Raw genomic sequence first — 16,233 nt, forward strand, 5'->3', positions numbered from 1 at the left:
CAGTGCCCAACGAACGTCAGATATGACTCAGATGCCAGCCGCTGATGTGCCCGGAATGGGCCGCAGGCAGTTCATGAATCTGCTGACCTTCGGCTCCGTGACCGGCGTCGCCCTCGGAGCGCTCTATCCGGTGGTGAATTACTTCATTCCTCCACGGGCTGCAGGAAGCGGCGGAGGCACCAGTGCCAAGGATGAGCTCGGTAACCCCGTAACACTCAGCGGCTGGCTCAGTGACCACCCCACAGGTGACCGCAGCCTTGTTCAGGGTCTGAAGGGTGATCCCACGTATTTGATCGTTGAAGGGGAAGATGCCATCGGCAGTTATGGCATCAATGCCATCTGCACCCACCTGGGCTGTGTTGTGCCCTGGAACAGTGGCGCCAACAAGTTCATGTGCCCTTGTCATGGCAGCCAATACGACGCCACCGGCAAAGTTGTGAGAGGTCCGGCGCCACTCTCACTGGCCCTGGCCAATGTGAGCGTTGAGGACGACAACGTTTTCGTGAGCCAATGGACCGAAACCGACTTCCGAACAGGTGAGAAGCCCTGGTGGGGCTGATCAAGAACCTTTTGCCCACCGATCTCTCCCGAAACACGCCTCCGATGCGCCGCATTCTCCCCTCACTTTTCGCAGCCCTGATCCTGGGCCTTGCCGTGTTCACGGCTCCAACAAGCAGCTGGGCTTACCCCTTCTGGGCTCAGCAGAACTACGCCTCGCCAAGAGAAGCCACTGGCAAAATCGTGTGTGCTAACTGCCACCTCGCCAAGAAAATCACCCAGGCAGAGGTTCCTCAATCCGTTCTTCCTGACACGGTCTTTAAGGCGGCAGTGAAAATTCCTTATGAGCAAGGGCTCCAGGAAATCGGAGCCGACGGCAGCGATGTTGGCTTACAGGTCGGAGCTGTCATCCAGCTTCCCGATGGCTTCACCCTGGCCCCACAGGACCGCTGGACCGATGAGATCAAGGAGGAAACCGAAGGTGTTTATTTCACGCAGTACAGCGACGATCAACCCAACATTCTTCTTGTAGGTCCGATTCCAGGTGATCAGCACCAGGAAATCGTCTTCCCTGTCCTTTCACCGGATCCAGCCACAGATAGCAACATCCACTTCGGCAAATATCAGATCTTCGTTGGGGGTAACCGAGGCCGTGGCCAGGTTTATCCGACCGGAGAAAAGAGCAACAACACCGTTTACACCTCTCCCGCTACTGGAACCGTCTCATCAATTGAAGACGGCGACAATGGGGCCAAGATCGTCAGCATCGCTAGCGCGGACGGCGAGACCGCCACTGAAACCATTCCCGTGGGTCCTGCTCTGGTTGTCGGAGTCGGAGACGCCATTGAAGCGGGTACTCCCCTGACCGACGATCCAAATGTGGGTGGTTTCGGACAGGTTGATGCTGAAGTTGTGCTTCAGAACCCCGTTCGGATTTATGGTCTGTTGGCGTTCTTCGCAGCTGTTTCGCTGGCCCAGATCATGTTGGTTCTGAAGAAGAAGCAGATTGAGAAGGTGCAAGCCGCTGAGGGTGTCTGAGCTCAGTGTTGATCCCTGCAATTTTCACCTCCCCCGGGCCCGAGCTGTTTCAGCTCGGGCCTTTCGTACTGCGTTGGTATGGACTGCTGATTGCAGTTGCCGTCTTGATCGGACTCAATCTCTCCAGCTGGCTGGCGCGACAGCGCGGCCTAGATGCCAATCTGATCAGTGACCTGCTGCCAATCCTTGTGCTGGCAGCAGTCATCGGTGCGAGAGCGTATTACGTCGCCTTCGAATGGGATTCCTACCAACGCTCATGGTGGGATGCCTTCGCAATCTGGAAAGGAGGCATTGCTATCCATGGAGCTCTCCTAGGGGGATCGCTGGCGGTGATTTTGTTCTGCCGTTGGCGACGGGTGTCGTTCTGGAATGTTTTGGACGTGTTGGTGCCCTCGGTGGTGTTGGGACAAGCCATTGGCCGCTGGGGGAACTTTTTCAATTCAGAAGCGTTTGGAGTCCCCACCGATCTGCCATGGAAACTTTTTATTCCCGCAGCAAACCGGCCAGGTGTTTTCAAAACTGCTGAATTCTTCCACCCCACATTTCTCTACGAATCCATCTGGAACATTGGACTCTTTGTGTTGTTAATGGTGCTTTTCCGGCTCGGCCGCCAAAACAAAATTTCCCTGCCATCAGGAGCTCTCAGCTGCATCTATCTGCTCAGCTACAGCCTTGGCCGCATCTGGATCGAAGGGCTGAGGATCGACCCGCTCTGCCTCGGCGGACAACCTCCGTTCTGTGATGGTGGCCTGCGTATTGCTCAGCTGATGAGTCTCAGTTTAATGGCCATCGCTGGCTTGGGGCTGTTCTGGCTGTATGGACGCAAGTCGCCACTTCCGGATCCCGGACTCAAAAAGGCAGACCCTTCATGAGCAAGATCTCGATCGTGGGTGCTGGCCCGGGAGCACCTGATCTACTGACCCGCCGTGCCGAAGACCGCATTGCCCATGCTGATGTTCTGATCTGGACTGACTCACTCGTATCGCCCCAGATCGCGGATCTTGCGCCGGCCGGCTGCGAAAAGATCCGCACCAGCACGCTCACGCTTGAACAGGTTCTTCCCCTGATGATCGAGCGTGTGAGCAGCGGGAAGAACGTGGTGCGTCTTCACGATGGTGACCCCTGTCTCTACGGAGCGCTCAGCGAGCAGGTCAGCGGGCTTGCCGATGCAGGAATCGAAGTGGAAGTGGTTCCTGGCATCAGCGCCTATCAGGCAACCGCCTCGGCTCTCAAAGCGGAATTGACCATCCCAGGCCTTGTGCAAACCATCGTGCTAAGCCGCAGCGGAGGCCGAACCGGCGTTCCGGAACGCGAAGAGCTGAGACACCTGGCCAGCCTGAGAGCCTCGCTCTGCCTCTACCTCAGCGCCCGCCATGTGGACGAGGTCCAGTCGACGCTGCTTGAGCATTACCCCGCAGACACCCCGGTCGCCATCGGATACCGGGTCAGCTGGCCTGATGAATCGCTTGATCTGGTGCCTCTCGATCAGATGGCAAAGGTCACACATGATCGCAATCTGATTCGCACCACGCTGTATGTGATCAGTCCGGCCTTTCGTTCAACCAATCTGCGATCAAAGCTCTATTCGCCTGATCATGACCACTTGTTCCGGCCCAAGCGGTAAACAATCCGGACAGGTGGTGTTTTAAGATTGAACGATCGGGCGATTAGCACAGTGGTAGCGCACTTCCTTCACACGGAAGGGGTCACTGGTTCGAATCCAGTATCGCCCATGCTCCTCAAACCCTTGCTTTTCAGGGTTTTCATCTCATTATCAAGCGCAGTTTTCGGGCGGCATCAGCATTAACGAAGGCCAGAGAAACCGGACATTAAAGAATCATCAGAGAGATTAATGATCTCACATTCGAGATTCAAAGCACAGGATCTGATGCATCTCAAACGATGCGGTCTTGGCCGTCTTCAGTTGTCACTCCTGTCGTTGAGCTGTGATCACGCTTCAGCGATCAGAAACCTGCTTCATGCACAGCTGCTAACAGCACAGTTCCAACTACATTCAGTGCATCAGATTTCTGTTGTCATGGCAAAGGGCTACTGGATCAGCACCGGCACGATTCACACACCACTGGCCATGGTCCCCTACATCAGTCGACTCACGGAATGGCTCCCCAGCGTCGGGGCCAAATTCCTGGTGCGCGATGTTCAATGTGATGTTCGTGAAGGCACCCCTGGTTCTTTGAATGTGATCATCGAGTTCCCATCTCTCCAGTCAGCCATATCGGCCTATGAGTCAGCGGACTATCAATCTCTGATTGAGCTACGCACACCCCACTCGGAGCTCACCCTGTCGATCTCAGAAGAATTAGTTGCCTAGATCTTCAAGGTGTTGATCACTACGGATGTTTTGAAGACTTTCGTGCAAAATCAACTCGTCTTCGGGTCATCAACCGGAGATGCGTCGAACCAAGGAGGGGTGGGACCCTCCTTTTTTCTTGGCTCATGAGCAACACTTGGCATCGCGACTGAAGTCAATCCGCAGTTCCGTGAGTGGATACGCCAAGATCTGCGTACTTACTGAGTCATTCGATGCTTCGAATGAAGAATCCGATTCTGCAAAGAATCTGGGCGATCATCACTTGGCGATGGCGCATGCAGATCGCCCTCAATGCGCCTTTTGCGCTGCTCTGGGTTGCTGATAAAACCAATCCAGCAGTGCATGCTTTCAACATGACTGCTCTCTCAGCAGTGCATGCTGAATGGCTGGCACCGATGATTGGCATTGCTTGAAGTTTCAACGCGCAGCTCCAATCAGCGTTGACGAATCAGCGTTGACGGAGCGTGAGCATCCAGAGCCAGATGGCGAACAATGTCCCAACGGGAATCACGATCACAAGCAGCTGAGCAATCACCAGATTGCGAACGTCTGGGTCCATGTTCAGAAGGGGATGACAAGCGACCAGCGTTTGCGTCTGTACCGCCAACGCTTGCCTGAGTTCTCCGCCTCTGGCACTTCACCTGCCAAAAATCCTTTCGGATCTTCAGGGTTGTCGCTGACTTCAGCAGCACCCTCCTTCGGCACTTCGTGACCAACAAAATGATGGGCTTCTTGCTTGCAAAACCGCACTGGATTTTGCGAAGTGCTGGTCCACAGACCAGTTCTGCGGATGCTGTATTGACCAGCGGAGTCAGCCCAGTGATGACAGGCCCGCGAGGCTGACTCCGGCGACTCATAGCGGCCCAGAGCCCCGATGAAGTGGATGAGATTGGGGATCTGAGTGTCCACCAGAGCAGCCAGCAAAAGTTGCGTGATCCGGCTTGATTTCATCATGCTGAACTCCCGCTCACACGATCACCGAAAACCTGCATGCCATGGGAGGAAAGAATGAATTCCGATGTGGCAACTGTCTCTGTGTGCTTCGTGGCACTGACAGAACTGAAAATCGAGCTTAATTTCACTGCAACGAATTCAGTGAGGGTCGGATGTGGTTGTCGGATTCCGAGCAGGCGAAAGATGGAGCAACCGTCTCAACCCTGCAGGAGATCGGTGACCTGCTCCGTCAGGCCCGCGAAGCACAGGGCCTGAGCTGCGATCAACTGGCTCAATCTTTAAAGATGGGCAGCGAACAGTTACAGGCTCTGGAGACTGGTGAACTGGAGAAACTTCCAGAACCGGTTTTTATCAAAGCGATGACCCGCAGGGTCGCTTCCAAGCTCGGCCTCGATGGCGACTCCCTGATCAGCAGACTTCAAGACGTTCTGCCAGCGCCCAAGACCACGACCAACCTGTCCGGTGCTCCTGGTGGTGCTGATGCCAAAAGCGGTGTCGCCAATGGTCGGATCTCGACGAGTTCGGAAAGCAGCAAAAGGCCTGTGATGCCTTGGCAACGCCTGGCCCTGGCCGCTCTGGCGATCGGCGCTGTCACCGGTGGAGCGATGGTGGTGGCCAGTCAGCGTCGCTCCGTTGAGCTTGCCTCCATGAAGGCTGTCACGGTGGTGGAACAACCCACTGCGACACCCCCTCAACCCGTTTCACCCGAGAAGAAGTCCTCAGGACAGATCTCCATCAGCAGCCCAGAACCAAGCTGGGTCTCAATCCGTAATGGCGAAGGCGTGGTTGTGTACGAGGGAACCCTCTCTGAGAACAAAATCCTCCCTGCAGATTCACAACTGGAGATCCTCCCCGGACGTCCTGACCTGGTTTTGATCAGTGAGGGAGACGCTGCACCGAAGCCCCTCGGACCCATCGATCAGGTGCGCTGGTACAAACTCAATCCTGAACTCTGATCTTGAGGCGCAGACCGGTGACATCCCTCACCAGAGCTGCACAACTCTCGAGACTCCACTGTTCAAGGCTGAGGTTCTGATTCACGAGCTCCGGCACCAGCTCCAGGATCAGATCACTGCCTTTCACTTCGGCTTTCAACGTGTGAACCACGGGATCGGGGCGTCGATCCAGCGCAGCGGCCAAACGCAGTAACAACGCCATCTCTGACACTGTCCTGCGGTTATCCCGGGTCTGAAGCGCCTGCCAGGACTCATGACGCTTCTTGGGAAGACTGCGGCGGTGATAACGGGCGATAGCCGCGATCATCAGATGTTCGGATTCGGAATAACCCAGCAGCTCACCGTGGCGAATGAGATACCAGGAATGCTTGTGATAAGCACTCAGGTTGATGTGCTGACCACAGGCATGAAGCATGGCTGCAGCCCAGAGGAGATCCCGGCCGGATCCGTCATCACGGTGCAAGGTCTTGTGGGTGCTGTCGTAGAGAGTGAGTGCGTGACTAGCAACCCGCTCGGCACGGGCCTGATTGACCGCAAAACGTTGCACCTGATGGACCACGGTGCGCTGGCGGATACTGCTTTGAAAACTGAAGCGGTCTTCGAGAAGGCCATGGCGCAGCATCCAATCCACGATCAACCCTTCGCGCAACGCCCGCTCGCTCAGAACCAGTTCATCCACTCCGAGCATCTGCATGGTGGTTTGCAGGATGAGCGAACCCGGCACGATAATTTCCGCGCGCCGATCGTTGATGGCCGCCAGACCACGGCGCTGCTCCGGTGTCATGACGGCCAAACGGTCCACGACACGGTTCAGGCGCTGCCTTGAAACCTTGTATCCATGCAGCTTGAGCGGTGGCCGGTCGTCTTCGCTAGCGGCCAACGCACCGATAGCCATTGCCGTGCCGCTGGTCGCGACAAGCACCGGAGTCTCTCCCGGCTTGATCCGTCGGTGCACCTTGTCCACGGCCGGTTCCAGCGAGCCCTGGATGAACGCCTGCAGGAATGAGCGACGTTGGGGAGGGATCGGATCATCCTTGACGAAATCCCGCTGCAGCCTCACGGCACCGACGCGTGTGCTGGTGAGTGCGCGGGCGTCCCGACCGTCCGCCAGGATCAGCTCCGTGGAGCCTCCGCCGATATCGAGCACCAGATGGGGACGATCGCCGAAAGGCATGCCCGACAACACGCCCAGGTAGATCAGTCTTGCCTCCTCCGGACCACTGACCAGATCCACATCCAGGTCGAGTTCATCTTTGATGGTTTGAAGGAAGTCCCTCCCGTTTGGTGCCTCTCGTACAGCACTGGTCGCTGCGACAACGACCTGCTCCACCTGATGGCTTACAGCCAGCTCGCGAAAACGGCGAAGGCTCTCCAACCCTCTGGTCATCGCTTCAGGGGTCAGTTCACCGGTCTCGGGGTCTCTTTCCCCCAGACGGGTATTGGACTTTTCGGCCAGATCGATGCTGAACGTTCCCAATGCCACATCCACCGAAGCCACGAGCATGTGGGTGGAATTGGTACCCACGTCAATTGCGGCAACGGTTCTGACTTTTGGCGATCCACCCGGATCACGATGCGATGACTGTCTCGCCGTCTGATTGCTGGGGTCCACCGCGGCCGCTGGGGAAGACTCGGCACCTGACATGGCGCACCGTGATGGAGACGGGCCCACTCTGCCATCGGTGCTCCGGGCCGGGTGGCCGCTGATTAAGGTTCCGAAAATTCAAGCTTCGGGTTCTGCGCACGTGACTGGCACGACCTTTTCTCGCGTCATGTCGCCCTGGGTGGCACTACTGCGATGGAACAAGCCGACTGGTCGCCTGATCCTTCTCGTGCCAGCGGGCTGGAGTTTGTGGCTCGCGCCGGACGCCCCGCCCCCTGCAGCACTGATCGTGCAGATCCTGATCGGCGGCCTGGCCGTGAGCGGAGCCGGTTGCATCGCCAATGACCTCTGGGACCAGAGGATTGACAAAGAGGTCGAACGCACACGCCAACGTCCCCTCGCCAGCGGTGCATTGAACCGGAGCCAGGCGAATGCTGCGCTCGTCCTGCTGCTGGCTCTATCCCTGGGGGTCGTGCTCAGCCTGTCGTCCCAGATGCTGATGTGCCTGCAACTGGCCGTCCTAGCCCTCCCCCCGATCCTGATCTACCCATCCGCAAAGCGCTGGTTTCCATTCCCTCAGGCACTGCTGGCCATCTGCTGGGGCTTTGCGGTGCTGATCCCCTGGGCTGCCTTCACAGGCGGCATCAGCCCGTCGATCCCCCTGATCGGATGCTGGTGTTCCACCCTGTGCTGGACCTTCAGCTTCGACACGGTCTACGCCATGGCCGACCGTCCTGATGACAAGCGGCTCGGCCTGCGCAGCAGCGCATTGACGCTCGGACGCAACGCCATCCGAACCGTGCGAGCGGGATATGGGCTCACAGCAGCGTCGCTGGCTATTGCCGCTGCAGCAGCTGATGTGGGGATCGTTTTCTGGCCCTTCTGGGTGATTGCCACCATTGGTTTGTGGCGCTCCACACAAACCCTGCAAGCCAGTGAACAACAGCCAGCAGCGGTCTACGCCCGCCATTTCGGACGTCAGGTCCAGATCGGTACGTTGCTGCTCATCGGCCTTGTGCTTTCACGTCTGGTCTGATGCCTCAATCCGCACATCCCTGGTCATTACCCAGTCCTTTGCAGGTGGGCGACAGCGTCACCATTGCTGCTCCAAGCTCGGCGGTCTGCGATGAAGCCAGCCTGCATGCAGGGATCGCCGTGCTCGAGTCATGGGGGCTAAGTGTGAAAACCCCGACCTGTCTGGGGCGGCACTGGGGCTATCTGGCAGGACGCGACAGCGAACGATCCAGCGACCTGTCTGCTGATGCGGGGAGCCCACTGCTGGCCTGTGCCCGAGGGGGCTGGGGAGCCGCCCGTCTTCTGGAACATGGCATTCCCTGGAAGGAAGGGTGGTTTCTTGGATTCTCCGATGTCACGGCCTTGCTCTGCAGCCGCATGGCAAGCGGCTTTGGAGGCGGCATCCATGGACCATTGGTCACAACGCTGGCTGGCGAACCTGCATGGAGCCAACAGCGTCTTCATGATCTGCTGTTTGGGCATCCAGTTGCGTCCCTTCAAGGGAGGAGCTGGGCTGAAGGCACGGGATCTGGGCCATTGATCACGGTGAATCTCACGGTGGCATCCCACCTGGTCGGCAGCCGTCACTTACCCGATCTGCGTGGCGCAATCCTGGTGATCGAAGACGTGGGTGAAGCTCCCTACCGCCTGGATCGAATGCTCACCCACTGGCGGTTGATAGGCGTTCTCCAGAATCTGGCAGGCCTTGGATTCGGTCGCTTCAGCGGTTGCGATGACGCAGAGAACAGCGATCCAGCTCGCACGTTCAGCCTGGAGCAGGTTTTGCGAGAACGCACTCAAGACCTGGGGTGTCCTGTGGTTGCGGATTTACCCGTGGGTCACGGGAACGGAGGCAATGCGGCTCTGCCGTTGGGCGTTCGCGCCCAATTGGATGGCATCAACGCCACCCTGACTCTGCAGCTGCCGACTCAACGCTGAGCAAGAACAGCCTCCGCCACGGTGAGATCGAATGGCGTGGTGACCTTGATGTTGGCTGGTCCAGCATCCAGCACCCTGACTGGCCATCCCAGGCGTTCAAACAAGGAGGCATCGTCAGTGACCGACCAACCGAGAGCCCTGGCCTGCGCATGGCCTTCCCGCAGGGCAGCAACAGCAAAACCCTGGGGCGTCTGTGCGGCCCAAAGCTCAGCCCGGTCCGGTGTTTCAGTGATGAGTCCCCCTCCATCCACACGCTTGATCGTGTCGGTGACCGGTGTCGCAGCGATCACCGCATCACCACCAAGAACCGCTGCAGCGCAGCGGTTAAACAGGTTGGGATCAACCAGACAGCGGGCACCGTCATGGATCAAGACATGCCGCGCTTCCCCGGGTAATGCGACCAAGCCTCGCTCCACCGATTCCTGGCGTGTGCTGCCACCTTCGATCCAGGCAACAGGCTTGGGTGCTCCCTGCAGAAGGGGGGCAATCTCGTTCTGATCTGCAGGCTGACCGATCACCCCGATCCAATCGATGGCTTCAGCCGCAAACGCCGACCGCAGGGTCCAGGCGAGCAGCGGCCTGCCCCGAAGAAGAAGAAGCAGTTTGTTGCGATCAGCTCCCATACGCCGGCCGCTGCCCGCTGCGGCAATCAACAGATGCACAAGCGACTCCTGCTGCCAGCAGTCTGAAACGGCCTCCATACAATCAGCTCGCACCACCTGTGCTGCTGCTTCATGCGCGTTCTCGCTCTCAGCCCCGGAAGCCTTCAGCAACAGCTCGAGCGCCTGCCGGCTCTCGCTGCTACCGCTGATCAGCTTGAAGCAAGCCTTCAGGTGGCCTGCGATCCATCCCATCGCGGGTTATGGACCATGCTTCCGGCGGTGAAGAAAGTGATTCCCTTCCCCTTCGAGGCGGATCCGAATCTGTCGGATTGGGCCAATCTTCTGGGACTGGTCAGGGAACCTGACTTCCAGGCATGCCTCAATTTCGCCACCGGAAGGCAGGTGAATTTAATGCTGTCAATGAGCCATATCCCCATGCGGGTGGCCACGGAAGGCTTCGCCAGTACGGCCTCCGCCACGGTGGAATCAGGCTGGACACCACAGAAGCTTGAAGCTTTTCTGTCCCCGATGGGCGTTTCTCTGAATGCTGATGCCTTCCGCCTCAGCCTGCCTGCGGATGCCATGGAGAAAGCCCGCAGTGCTCAGCCATCAGGGGATGGCCCCCTTCTGCTGCTAGCCCCAGGCGCATTCCCTGGTGACTGGCCTCAGGAACGCTGGGCGTCACTCCCGGAGACCATCCGCAACAAGCTGCCCCAATTGCGCAGCCTTGTTCTGCCGACCAACCTGCCCATCGCCGAGCGAGCCGCTGCAGTGGCCTGCGCTGATGTCGTGCTCAGCAGTTGTTCCCTAACCCAGTTGATGGCCACCTACTGCGGGCTGCCTCTGGTTGCCTTGGGCGCCAAAGCGGACCAGCTTCCCGAAAGAGAGATGATTCGCAGACTTGATCGCGAGGATCTGTCCTCACTCACGGTCTCCGACGTGATGCAAGCTCTCGGCTTCTGATGATGCGCTCCCGGCGGAGCAGACGACACGATCTACTCAGTGGCCGTAGCCGTCAACTGAGACACCTCGCAAGGCCCTGGTTACTGCCAGGTCTCGCACTGACCGTGTTGGTCCTCGGCGGAGCCATCGGTTACCGAATCACCGAAGGATGGGATTGGGGAGATTGCCTCTGGATGGTGCTGATCACGATCAGCACCATTGGCTACGGAGAAGTGGAGCCTCTGTCCCAGCCAGGGCGGTTGGTCACGGTGTTGATCATTGCCGGAGGACTGCTGGTTGTTCAGCTCTCGATTCAGCGCGTGCTGGGGTTGTCAGAATCCGGATACTTCCGTCAGGTACGGGAGCTGAGGTTTCGCCGGATGCTGCGGCGCATGCAAGACCACGTCATTCTTTGCGGCTACGGCAGGATCGGTCGTGAGATCGGTGAGCAGCTGCTCCTCGAACAAGCACCGGTGCTCGTGGTCGAACTTGACCCCTTGCGAAAACAAGCTGCTGAAGAACGCGGACTCCAAGTGCTCCAGGCCGACGCCACCCTGGACGAAACCTTGATGGAGGCAGGGCTCGATCGTTGCCGAAGCCTGGTGACCGCACTACCGAGCAATGCAGCCAATCTCTACGTAATCCTGAGCGCCCGGGGACTTGAGCAGCGCTGTCGTCTGATCGCGCGGGCTGACAGCGAGGAAGCGGCGGCGAAACTTGAACTGGCAGGCGCCAGTGTGGTGGTGAGCCCTTACGTGGCCGGTGGTCGGCTGATGGCGACGACGGCCCTGCGCCCACTGGCGGTCGACTTCACGGATCTACTGGCGGGATCCGACTGCGAAATCGAAGAATTCCGCCTCAGTGAAGACCCCCGACTGATGAGTCAGATCGCCCACCGCAGCCTGCAGGACCTTGACTTGGCACGACGCACCGGAGCCATGGTGCTCGCCATCCGTGATAACAACACCCTGTTGGCCAACCCCAATGGCGAAGTCACCTTGGCCCCAGGACAGATGCTTGTGGTGATGGGAAGCAAGCAGCAACTGCAAGATCTTCGTCAAATTCTTGGCGATGCCATTGACGAGGTGGAAACGATGCGAGGCATGCAAACGAATGAATGAAAGCTGGTCCTGCAGGTCCGTACGATCAGCGGATCACAGGTCCTTGCATGAGCAGCATCCGCACCCTTGATGGCCAGATCGCTCTGGTAACCGGCGCCAGCCGTGGAATCGGTCGCGCCGTTGCCCTCGCCCTGGCTGAGGCGGGTGCGGAAGTGGTCGTGAACTATTCCAGCTCACCTGATGCAGCCGATGCGGTGGTCAATGAGATCAAGGAAGCTGGTGGTCAGGCCTATGCCCTTCAGGCCAACGTTGCCGAGGAGGACGCGGTCAACGGCCTGGTCAAGTCCGTGATCGAGCGGAGTGGCCGGATCGACGTCTTGGTCAATAACGCTGGCATCACCCGCGACGGTCTGCTGATGCGGATGAAGACCGAAGACTGGCAAGCCGTCATCAATTTGAACCTGAGTGGTGTCTTCCTCTGCACCAGGGCGGTGACCCGCCCAATGCTCAAGCAGAAAAGTGGGCGGATCATCAACATCACCTCTGTCGTTGGCCTGATGGGCAATGCTGGACAGTCCAATTACGCCGCAGCCAAAGCCGGCGTCGTGGGGTTCACCAGAAGCACCGCCAAGGAGATGGCCAGCCGTGGCATCACCGTGAATGCCGTGGCTCCGGGCTTCATCGCCACCGACATGACCAAGGACCTGGATGCGGAAGGCATTCTCGCGGCCATCCCCCTGGGTCAATTCGGAACCCCGGAACAGGTCGCAGGGACTGTGCGGTTTCTGGCAGCTGACCCTGCTGCGGCCTACATCACCGGTCAGGTTCTGCAGGTTGACGGCGGCATGGTGATGGGCTGAGGAAGGTCAGCTGCGGCCTGCTGCGTTAAGGCTCAAGAGGTTGACCCAATTCATCCCTCAATTTGCGGATCCGCTGCAGCAATCTGAATCTGCGGCTGCGCTCTGTTGCGGTAAGAAAGATCCGCAACGGCACGTAGACCAAGGCCATGATCCCGGCCAGACCGGCCAGCAGAACAAAGAACAGTGCTCCTGAATTGGCCATGGTTCAACGCTAACGAGCGCAGCCCCCTCCAGCAGAGATCAGCGCCCGATGATTCGGCTTTCCCCACTTCCAGCAGGAAGTCAAGAGTCCTGTCGTTGTGGGACATTGACGAGCGGGTAAGTGTCGATCATGGCCAAGCTTCTCAGTTTTTCGGATGAATCTCGCGCTGCGCTGGAGCGAGGGATGAATGCTCTCGCCGATGCAGTCCGCGTGACTATTGGTCCACGCGGTCGCAACGTGGTGCTTGAGAAGTCATTCGGAGCACCCGACATCATCAATGACGGCGACACGATTGCGAAGGAGATCGAGCTCGAGGATCCCTTCGAAAACATCGGCGCCAAACTGATCCAGCAGGTGGCGTCCAAGACCAAAGACAAAGCCGGAGATGGCACCACCACAGCGACCGTGCTGGCGCAAGCCATGGTGGAGGAAGGTCTGCGCAACACGGCAGCAGGAGCCAGTCCGATCGAACTTCGCCGTGGCATGGAAGCGGCGGTTGAACATGTGGTTAAAGGTCTTGCTGAGCGAAGCCAGGCCGTCGGCGGAGATGCCATCCGTCAGGTGGCCACGGTCAGCGCCGGCGGCGATGAAGAGGTGGGTCAGATGGTCAAAGAAGCGATGGATAAGGTCAGCGTCGACGGAGTGATCACCGTCGAAGAATCCAAATCGCTGGCCACTGAGCTCGATGTCACTGAGGGCATGGCCTTCGACCGTGGCTACAGCTCCCCTTATTTCGTCACCGACGGTGACCGCCAGATCTGCGAATTCGACAACGCACTGCTGTTGCTCACTGACCGCAAAGTGAGTGCAGTGGCCGACCTGGTACCGGTTCTCGAAGCCGTTCAGCAGTCCGGCTCTCCCCTGGTGGTTCTGGCCGAAGAGGTTGACGGGGAAGCTCTGGCAACCCTGGTGGTCAACAAAAACCGCGGCGTTCTGCAGGTCGCTGCTGTGCGTGCTCCATCATTTGGCGAGCGCCGCAAAGCAGCACTGGCAGACATCGCCATCCTCACCGGCGGCACAGTGATCAGCGAAGACCGGGCGATGACCCTCGAGAAGGTCACACTCGCCGATCTCGGCCGCGCCCGCAGAATCACGATCAGCAAGGAAAGCACCACGATCGTCGCTGGCGAGGAAAGCCGAGACGCAGTGGCAGAGCGTGTGGCCTCCATTCGCCGTGAACTCGACAACACCGAGTCGGAGTACGACCGCGAAAAGCTCACCGAACGCATTGCCAAACTCGCTGGTGGCGTTGCCGTGATCAAGGTGGGAGCACCCACCGAAACTGAGCTCAAAAACCGCAAGCTGCGCATCGAGGATGCCCTGAATGCCACCAGAGCCGCCGTTGAGGAAGGCATTGTTGCCGGGGGTGGCTCCACATTGCTGCAACTAGCAGGAACCCTTGATTCCGTTGCTGCTGAGCTGCAAGGTGATCAGCGAACGGGCGTGGAGATTGTCCAGCGCGCCCTGAGTGCTCCCCTCAAGCAGATCGCCATCAATGCCGGCGCGAACGGGGATATCGTCGTGGAGCAGGTGCAACGCTCCGGGCAGGGATTCAATGCCGTGTCGGGCAACTACGAGGATCTACTTCTGGCGGGCATCCTTGATGCCGCCAAGGTGGTCCGCCTTGGACTTCAGGACGCTGTTTCGATTGCATCACTGCTGATCACAACTGAAGTGGTTGTGGCCGACAAACCTGAGCCCGCTGCTCCGCCAGCAGCAGGCGGTGATCCCATGGGTGGCATGGGCGGCATGGGTGGAATGGGCGGTATGGGAATGCCCGGAATGATGTAAAGCGTCAACGCACGTCTGGTTCTGCTCAGAGAGCCTGAACCAGGCGTGCGTGAATCCGACAAACTGCCAGTGCTTCCCGCGGGGGCTTGCTGCAGAGATGGCCCAGCTCTCTGTTCAGAGCCTGGAGCTCACCCATTGGTAAACCTGCAACAGGCAGAGCCAAAACCAGTCCGCCGACCATCGCCGGGAGGGAAATCAGGCGCAACACGGCATGAGTCTCGCGGGACTCAGACAGTCTGCCTTTTCAGGTGCCCGCAATAGGCCGCCACCTGGAGATCAACACCTGTAATGGCTGTCCCAACAACAACCGCGTCCGCGCCACCATCGATGGCATCGGCTGCGATGACAGCCGAAGCGATGCCTCCCTCGCACACCAAAAGGGTTGAAGAAGGAAGCTGCTCTCTCAAGGGATGTAACAGGTTCATGGCCGGCGGAGACAGCTGAGCGGTGTCTTCCGTGTAGCCAAACAGGGTCGTTCCAACCCAATCACATCCCAGAGCCGCAGCCCTCAGACCGTTTTCAACACTGTCGACATCCGCCATCAAAGTTGCACCAAACTCTGTTCTCGCTTGCTCGATCAGCATCTCAAGCTCTTGGCCCGAGGGCCGCTTGCGGGCGGTGGCATCCAGCGCAATCACATCGGCACCGGCAGCCCAGACAGCCCTGATGTCCTCCCAACGAGGCGTGATGTAGATGGGACTGTCAGGGAAGGAGCGTTTCCAGAGGCCCACGATCAGAGCATCCGGGCAACGCTCCCGAACCGCTCCGATGTGCTCCGGGCTCTCAAGCCTCACCCCGACGGCACCATTGCGAAGACTGGCTTCTGCCATGGCGGCGATCACATCGGGATGACGCATGGGAGAACCCTCTGGGGCTTGAACCGAAACGATCAAGCCGCCCTGGAGATGGTCCCGGGACAAGCGATTCTCTGACGAGACGACCATGACGTCTCAGGACGCTTTGGGCAGATCATGCTCGCTGACAGGCGTCAGCCAGCGGCGCAGCCGTTGAGGACCGGCCGCTGGAACTGGGCGAAGACTCGGGGCCGGTGTGGCGGGACTGATCTCAGGATCCACCACACGACCCACGTCATCCAGACAGTTTTTCAACAACGCGCTGAAACGATTCACCCCAGGACTCGGGGTCTCAGATTCCACAGCTGATGTTGCTTCGGGTTTGGCCTCAGGCGCATCAGGAGCTGCAGGAGATTCAGGCGAAGCGATCGGAGCAACCTCAGCCACTGGCTGTGCCATGGATGGTGGCGAACAGTCTTCAGAAGGCAGCAAACCCTCCGGCAGGGAGTCGACACCAAAGCGATGAACCCACTGCTGTTCCAACCGGGTCAACAACGATTGATCGTCCTGTTGCAGCGCCTCTTCAATCAATTGCTGAAGGCTGATCTGACGAGGGTCCTGATGCTGGTAAGGGGAATGGTTCACGG

At 58.8% G+C, this 16,233-nt stretch carries 20 protein-coding genes and 1 tRNA gene; 14 read left to right on the forward strand and 7 right to left on the reverse strand.

Annotation, left to right across the window (positions count from 1 at the left end; genetic code table 11):
• Positions 1-22 precede the first annotated feature (22 nt).
• From petC to SynMITS9220_RS09795, 7 genes are all read left to right on the forward strand, one after another.
• Entirely contained in the window at positions 23-559 is a 537-nt protein-coding gene (gene petC, locus SynMITS9220_RS09765) for a cytochrome b6-f complex iron-sulfur subunit (protein ID WP_115125104.1), read from the forward strand.
• Between the two features lie 44 nt (positions 560-603).
• The gene (gene petA, locus SynMITS9220_RS09770) at positions 604-1,536 is read left to right on the forward strand and encodes a cytochrome f (RefSeq protein ID WP_186992083.1); all 933 of its coding nucleotides are present in this window, start codon (positions 604-606) and stop codon (positions 1,534-1,536) included.
• A 20-nt stretch (positions 1,537-1,556) separates the two neighbouring features.
• Entirely contained in the window at positions 1,557-2,408 is an 852-nt protein-coding gene (gene lgt / locus SynMITS9220_RS09775; RefSeq protein WP_186992085.1) for a prolipoprotein diacylglyceryl transferase, read from the forward strand.
• Positions 2,405-3,160: a precorrin-4 C(11)-methyltransferase gene (gene cobM, locus SynMITS9220_RS09780; protein WP_186988941.1), complete on the forward strand. Its 756-nt coding sequence runs from the start codon at positions 2,405-2,407 to the stop codon at positions 3,158-3,160. Before lgt ends, cobM begins: the two co-directional genes overlap by 4 nt.
• Positions 3,161-3,197: 37 nt before the next feature.
• Positions 3,198-3,269, forward strand: a tRNA-Val gene (locus SynMITS9220_RS09785).
• A 305-nt stretch (positions 3,270-3,574) separates the two neighbouring features.
• A complete protein-coding gene (locus SynMITS9220_RS09790) occupies positions 3,575-3,868 on the forward strand; it encodes a DUF1330 domain-containing protein (RefSeq protein WP_186988943.1) in 294 nt (97 codons plus the stop codon).
• A gap of 221 nt (positions 3,869-4,089) precedes the next feature.
• Positions 4,090-4,281, forward strand: a complete 192-nt coding sequence (locus tag SynMITS9220_RS09795; RefSeq protein WP_067093121.1) for a hypothetical protein — start codon at positions 4,090-4,092, stop codon at positions 4,279-4,281.
• A gap of 148 nt (positions 4,282-4,429) precedes the next feature.
• Here the strand turns inward: SynMITS9220_RS09795 and SynMITS9220_RS09800 are convergent, their stop codons facing one another.
• Entirely contained in the window at positions 4,430-4,819 is a 390-nt protein-coding gene (locus SynMITS9220_RS09800; protein ID WP_186988945.1) for a hypothetical protein, read from the reverse strand.
• Between the two features lie 161 nt (positions 4,820-4,980).
• Between SynMITS9220_RS09800 and SynMITS9220_RS09805 the strand changes: the two genes are divergently transcribed.
• A complete protein-coding gene (locus tag SynMITS9220_RS09805) occupies positions 4,981-5,778 on the forward strand; it encodes a helix-turn-helix domain-containing protein (RefSeq protein WP_186988947.1) in 798 nt (265 codons plus the stop codon).
• Here SynMITS9220_RS09805 and SynMITS9220_RS09810 read toward each other — a convergent pair.
• Positions 5,762-7,423, reverse strand: coding sequence for a Ppx/GppA phosphatase family protein (locus tag SynMITS9220_RS09810; RefSeq protein ID WP_186988949.1), 1,662 nt, complete (start codon positions 7,421-7,423; stop codon positions 5,762-5,764). The two genes, SynMITS9220_RS09805 and SynMITS9220_RS09810, sit on opposite strands and share 17 nt — an antisense overlap.
• A 100-nt stretch (positions 7,424-7,523) precedes the next feature.
• Here SynMITS9220_RS09810 and SynMITS9220_RS09815 point away from each other — a divergent pair, with 100 nt between their 5' ends.
• Complete coding sequence (locus tag SynMITS9220_RS09815) at positions 7,524-8,417, forward strand: 4-hydroxybenzoate polyprenyltransferase (protein ID WP_255483035.1); 894 nt, start codon at positions 7,524-7,526, stop codon at positions 8,415-8,417.
• A complete protein-coding gene (locus tag SynMITS9220_RS09820; RefSeq protein WP_186988953.1) occupies positions 8,417-9,334 on the forward strand; it encodes an LD-carboxypeptidase in 918 nt (305 codons plus the stop codon). Before SynMITS9220_RS09815 ends, SynMITS9220_RS09820 begins: the two co-directional genes overlap by 1 nt.
• Here the strand turns inward: SynMITS9220_RS09820 and ispD are convergent.
• Positions 9,325-9,996 (reverse strand): 2-C-methyl-D-erythritol 4-phosphate cytidylyltransferase, encoded by a 672-nt coding sequence (gene ispD, locus SynMITS9220_RS09825; RefSeq protein ID WP_186992087.1) that lies wholly within the window; start codon positions 9,994-9,996, stop codon positions 9,325-9,327. The two genes, SynMITS9220_RS09820 and ispD, sit on opposite strands and share 10 nt — an antisense overlap.
• A 72-nt stretch (positions 9,997-10,068) precedes the next feature.
• Here ispD and SynMITS9220_RS09830 point away from each other — a divergent pair, with 72 nt between their 5' ends.
• From SynMITS9220_RS09830 to fabG, 3 genes are read left to right on the forward strand one after another with little or no spacing between them, the layout of a single operon-like run.
• Positions 10,069-10,899: a glycosyltransferase family 9 protein gene (locus SynMITS9220_RS09830; protein WP_186988955.1), complete on the forward strand. Its 831-nt coding sequence runs from the start codon at positions 10,069-10,071 to the stop codon at positions 10,897-10,899.
• Positions 10,899-11,999 carry a TrkA family potassium uptake protein gene (locus SynMITS9220_RS09835; RefSeq protein ID WP_186988957.1) on the forward strand — a complete coding sequence of 367 codons (1,101 nt, stop codon included), beginning with the start codon at positions 10,899-10,901 and terminating at the stop codon, positions 11,997-11,999. Before SynMITS9220_RS09830 ends, SynMITS9220_RS09835 begins: the two co-directional genes overlap by 1 nt.
• Before the next feature lie 47 nt (positions 12,000-12,046).
• Entirely contained in the window at positions 12,047-12,799 is a 753-nt protein-coding gene (fabG, locus tag SynMITS9220_RS09840; RefSeq protein ID WP_186988959.1) for a 3-oxoacyl-[acyl-carrier-protein] reductase, read from the forward strand.
• A gap of 25 nt (positions 12,800-12,824) precedes the next feature.
• Here fabG and SynMITS9220_RS09845 read toward each other — a convergent pair whose 3' ends face one another.
• Positions 12,825-13,001 carry a hypothetical protein gene (locus SynMITS9220_RS09845; RefSeq protein WP_115125113.1) on the reverse strand — a complete coding sequence of 59 codons (177 nt, stop codon included), beginning with the start codon at positions 12,999-13,001 and terminating at the stop codon, positions 12,825-12,827.
• A gap of 129 nt (positions 13,002-13,130) precedes the next feature.
• Here SynMITS9220_RS09845 and groL point away from each other — a divergent pair, with 129 nt between their 5' ends.
• Complete coding sequence (gene groL / locus SynMITS9220_RS09850) at positions 13,131-14,792, forward strand: chaperonin GroEL (protein ID WP_186988961.1); 1,662 nt, start codon at positions 13,131-13,133, stop codon at positions 14,790-14,792.
• Between the two features lie 25 nt (positions 14,793-14,817).
• On the opposite strand, the gene SynMITS9220_RS09855 is transcribed toward groL, so the two are convergent.
• From SynMITS9220_RS09855 to SynMITS9220_RS09865, 3 genes are read right to left on the reverse strand one after another with little or no spacing between them, the layout of a single operon-like run.
• The gene (locus SynMITS9220_RS09855; RefSeq protein WP_066905948.1) at positions 14,818-15,000 is read right to left on the reverse strand and encodes a hypothetical protein; all 183 of its coding nucleotides are present in this window, start codon (positions 14,998-15,000) and stop codon (positions 14,818-14,820) included.
• 19 nt (positions 15,001-15,019) lie between these two features.
• Positions 15,020-15,736: an N-acetylmannosamine-6-phosphate 2-epimerase gene (locus SynMITS9220_RS09860; protein WP_186988963.1), complete on the reverse strand. Its 717-nt coding sequence runs from the start codon at positions 15,734-15,736 to the stop codon at positions 15,020-15,022.
• 6 nt (positions 15,737-15,742) lie between these two features.
• Complete coding sequence (locus SynMITS9220_RS09865; protein ID WP_186988965.1) at positions 15,743-16,231, reverse strand: hypothetical protein; 489 nt, start codon at positions 16,229-16,231, stop codon at positions 15,743-15,745.
• Positions 16,232-16,233 lie beyond the last annotated feature (2 nt).

This window comes from Synechococcus sp. MIT S9220, from assembly GCF_014304815.1.
Classification (GTDB): Bacteria; Cyanobacteriota; Cyanobacteriia; order PCC-6307; family Cyanobiaceae; genus Synechococcus_C.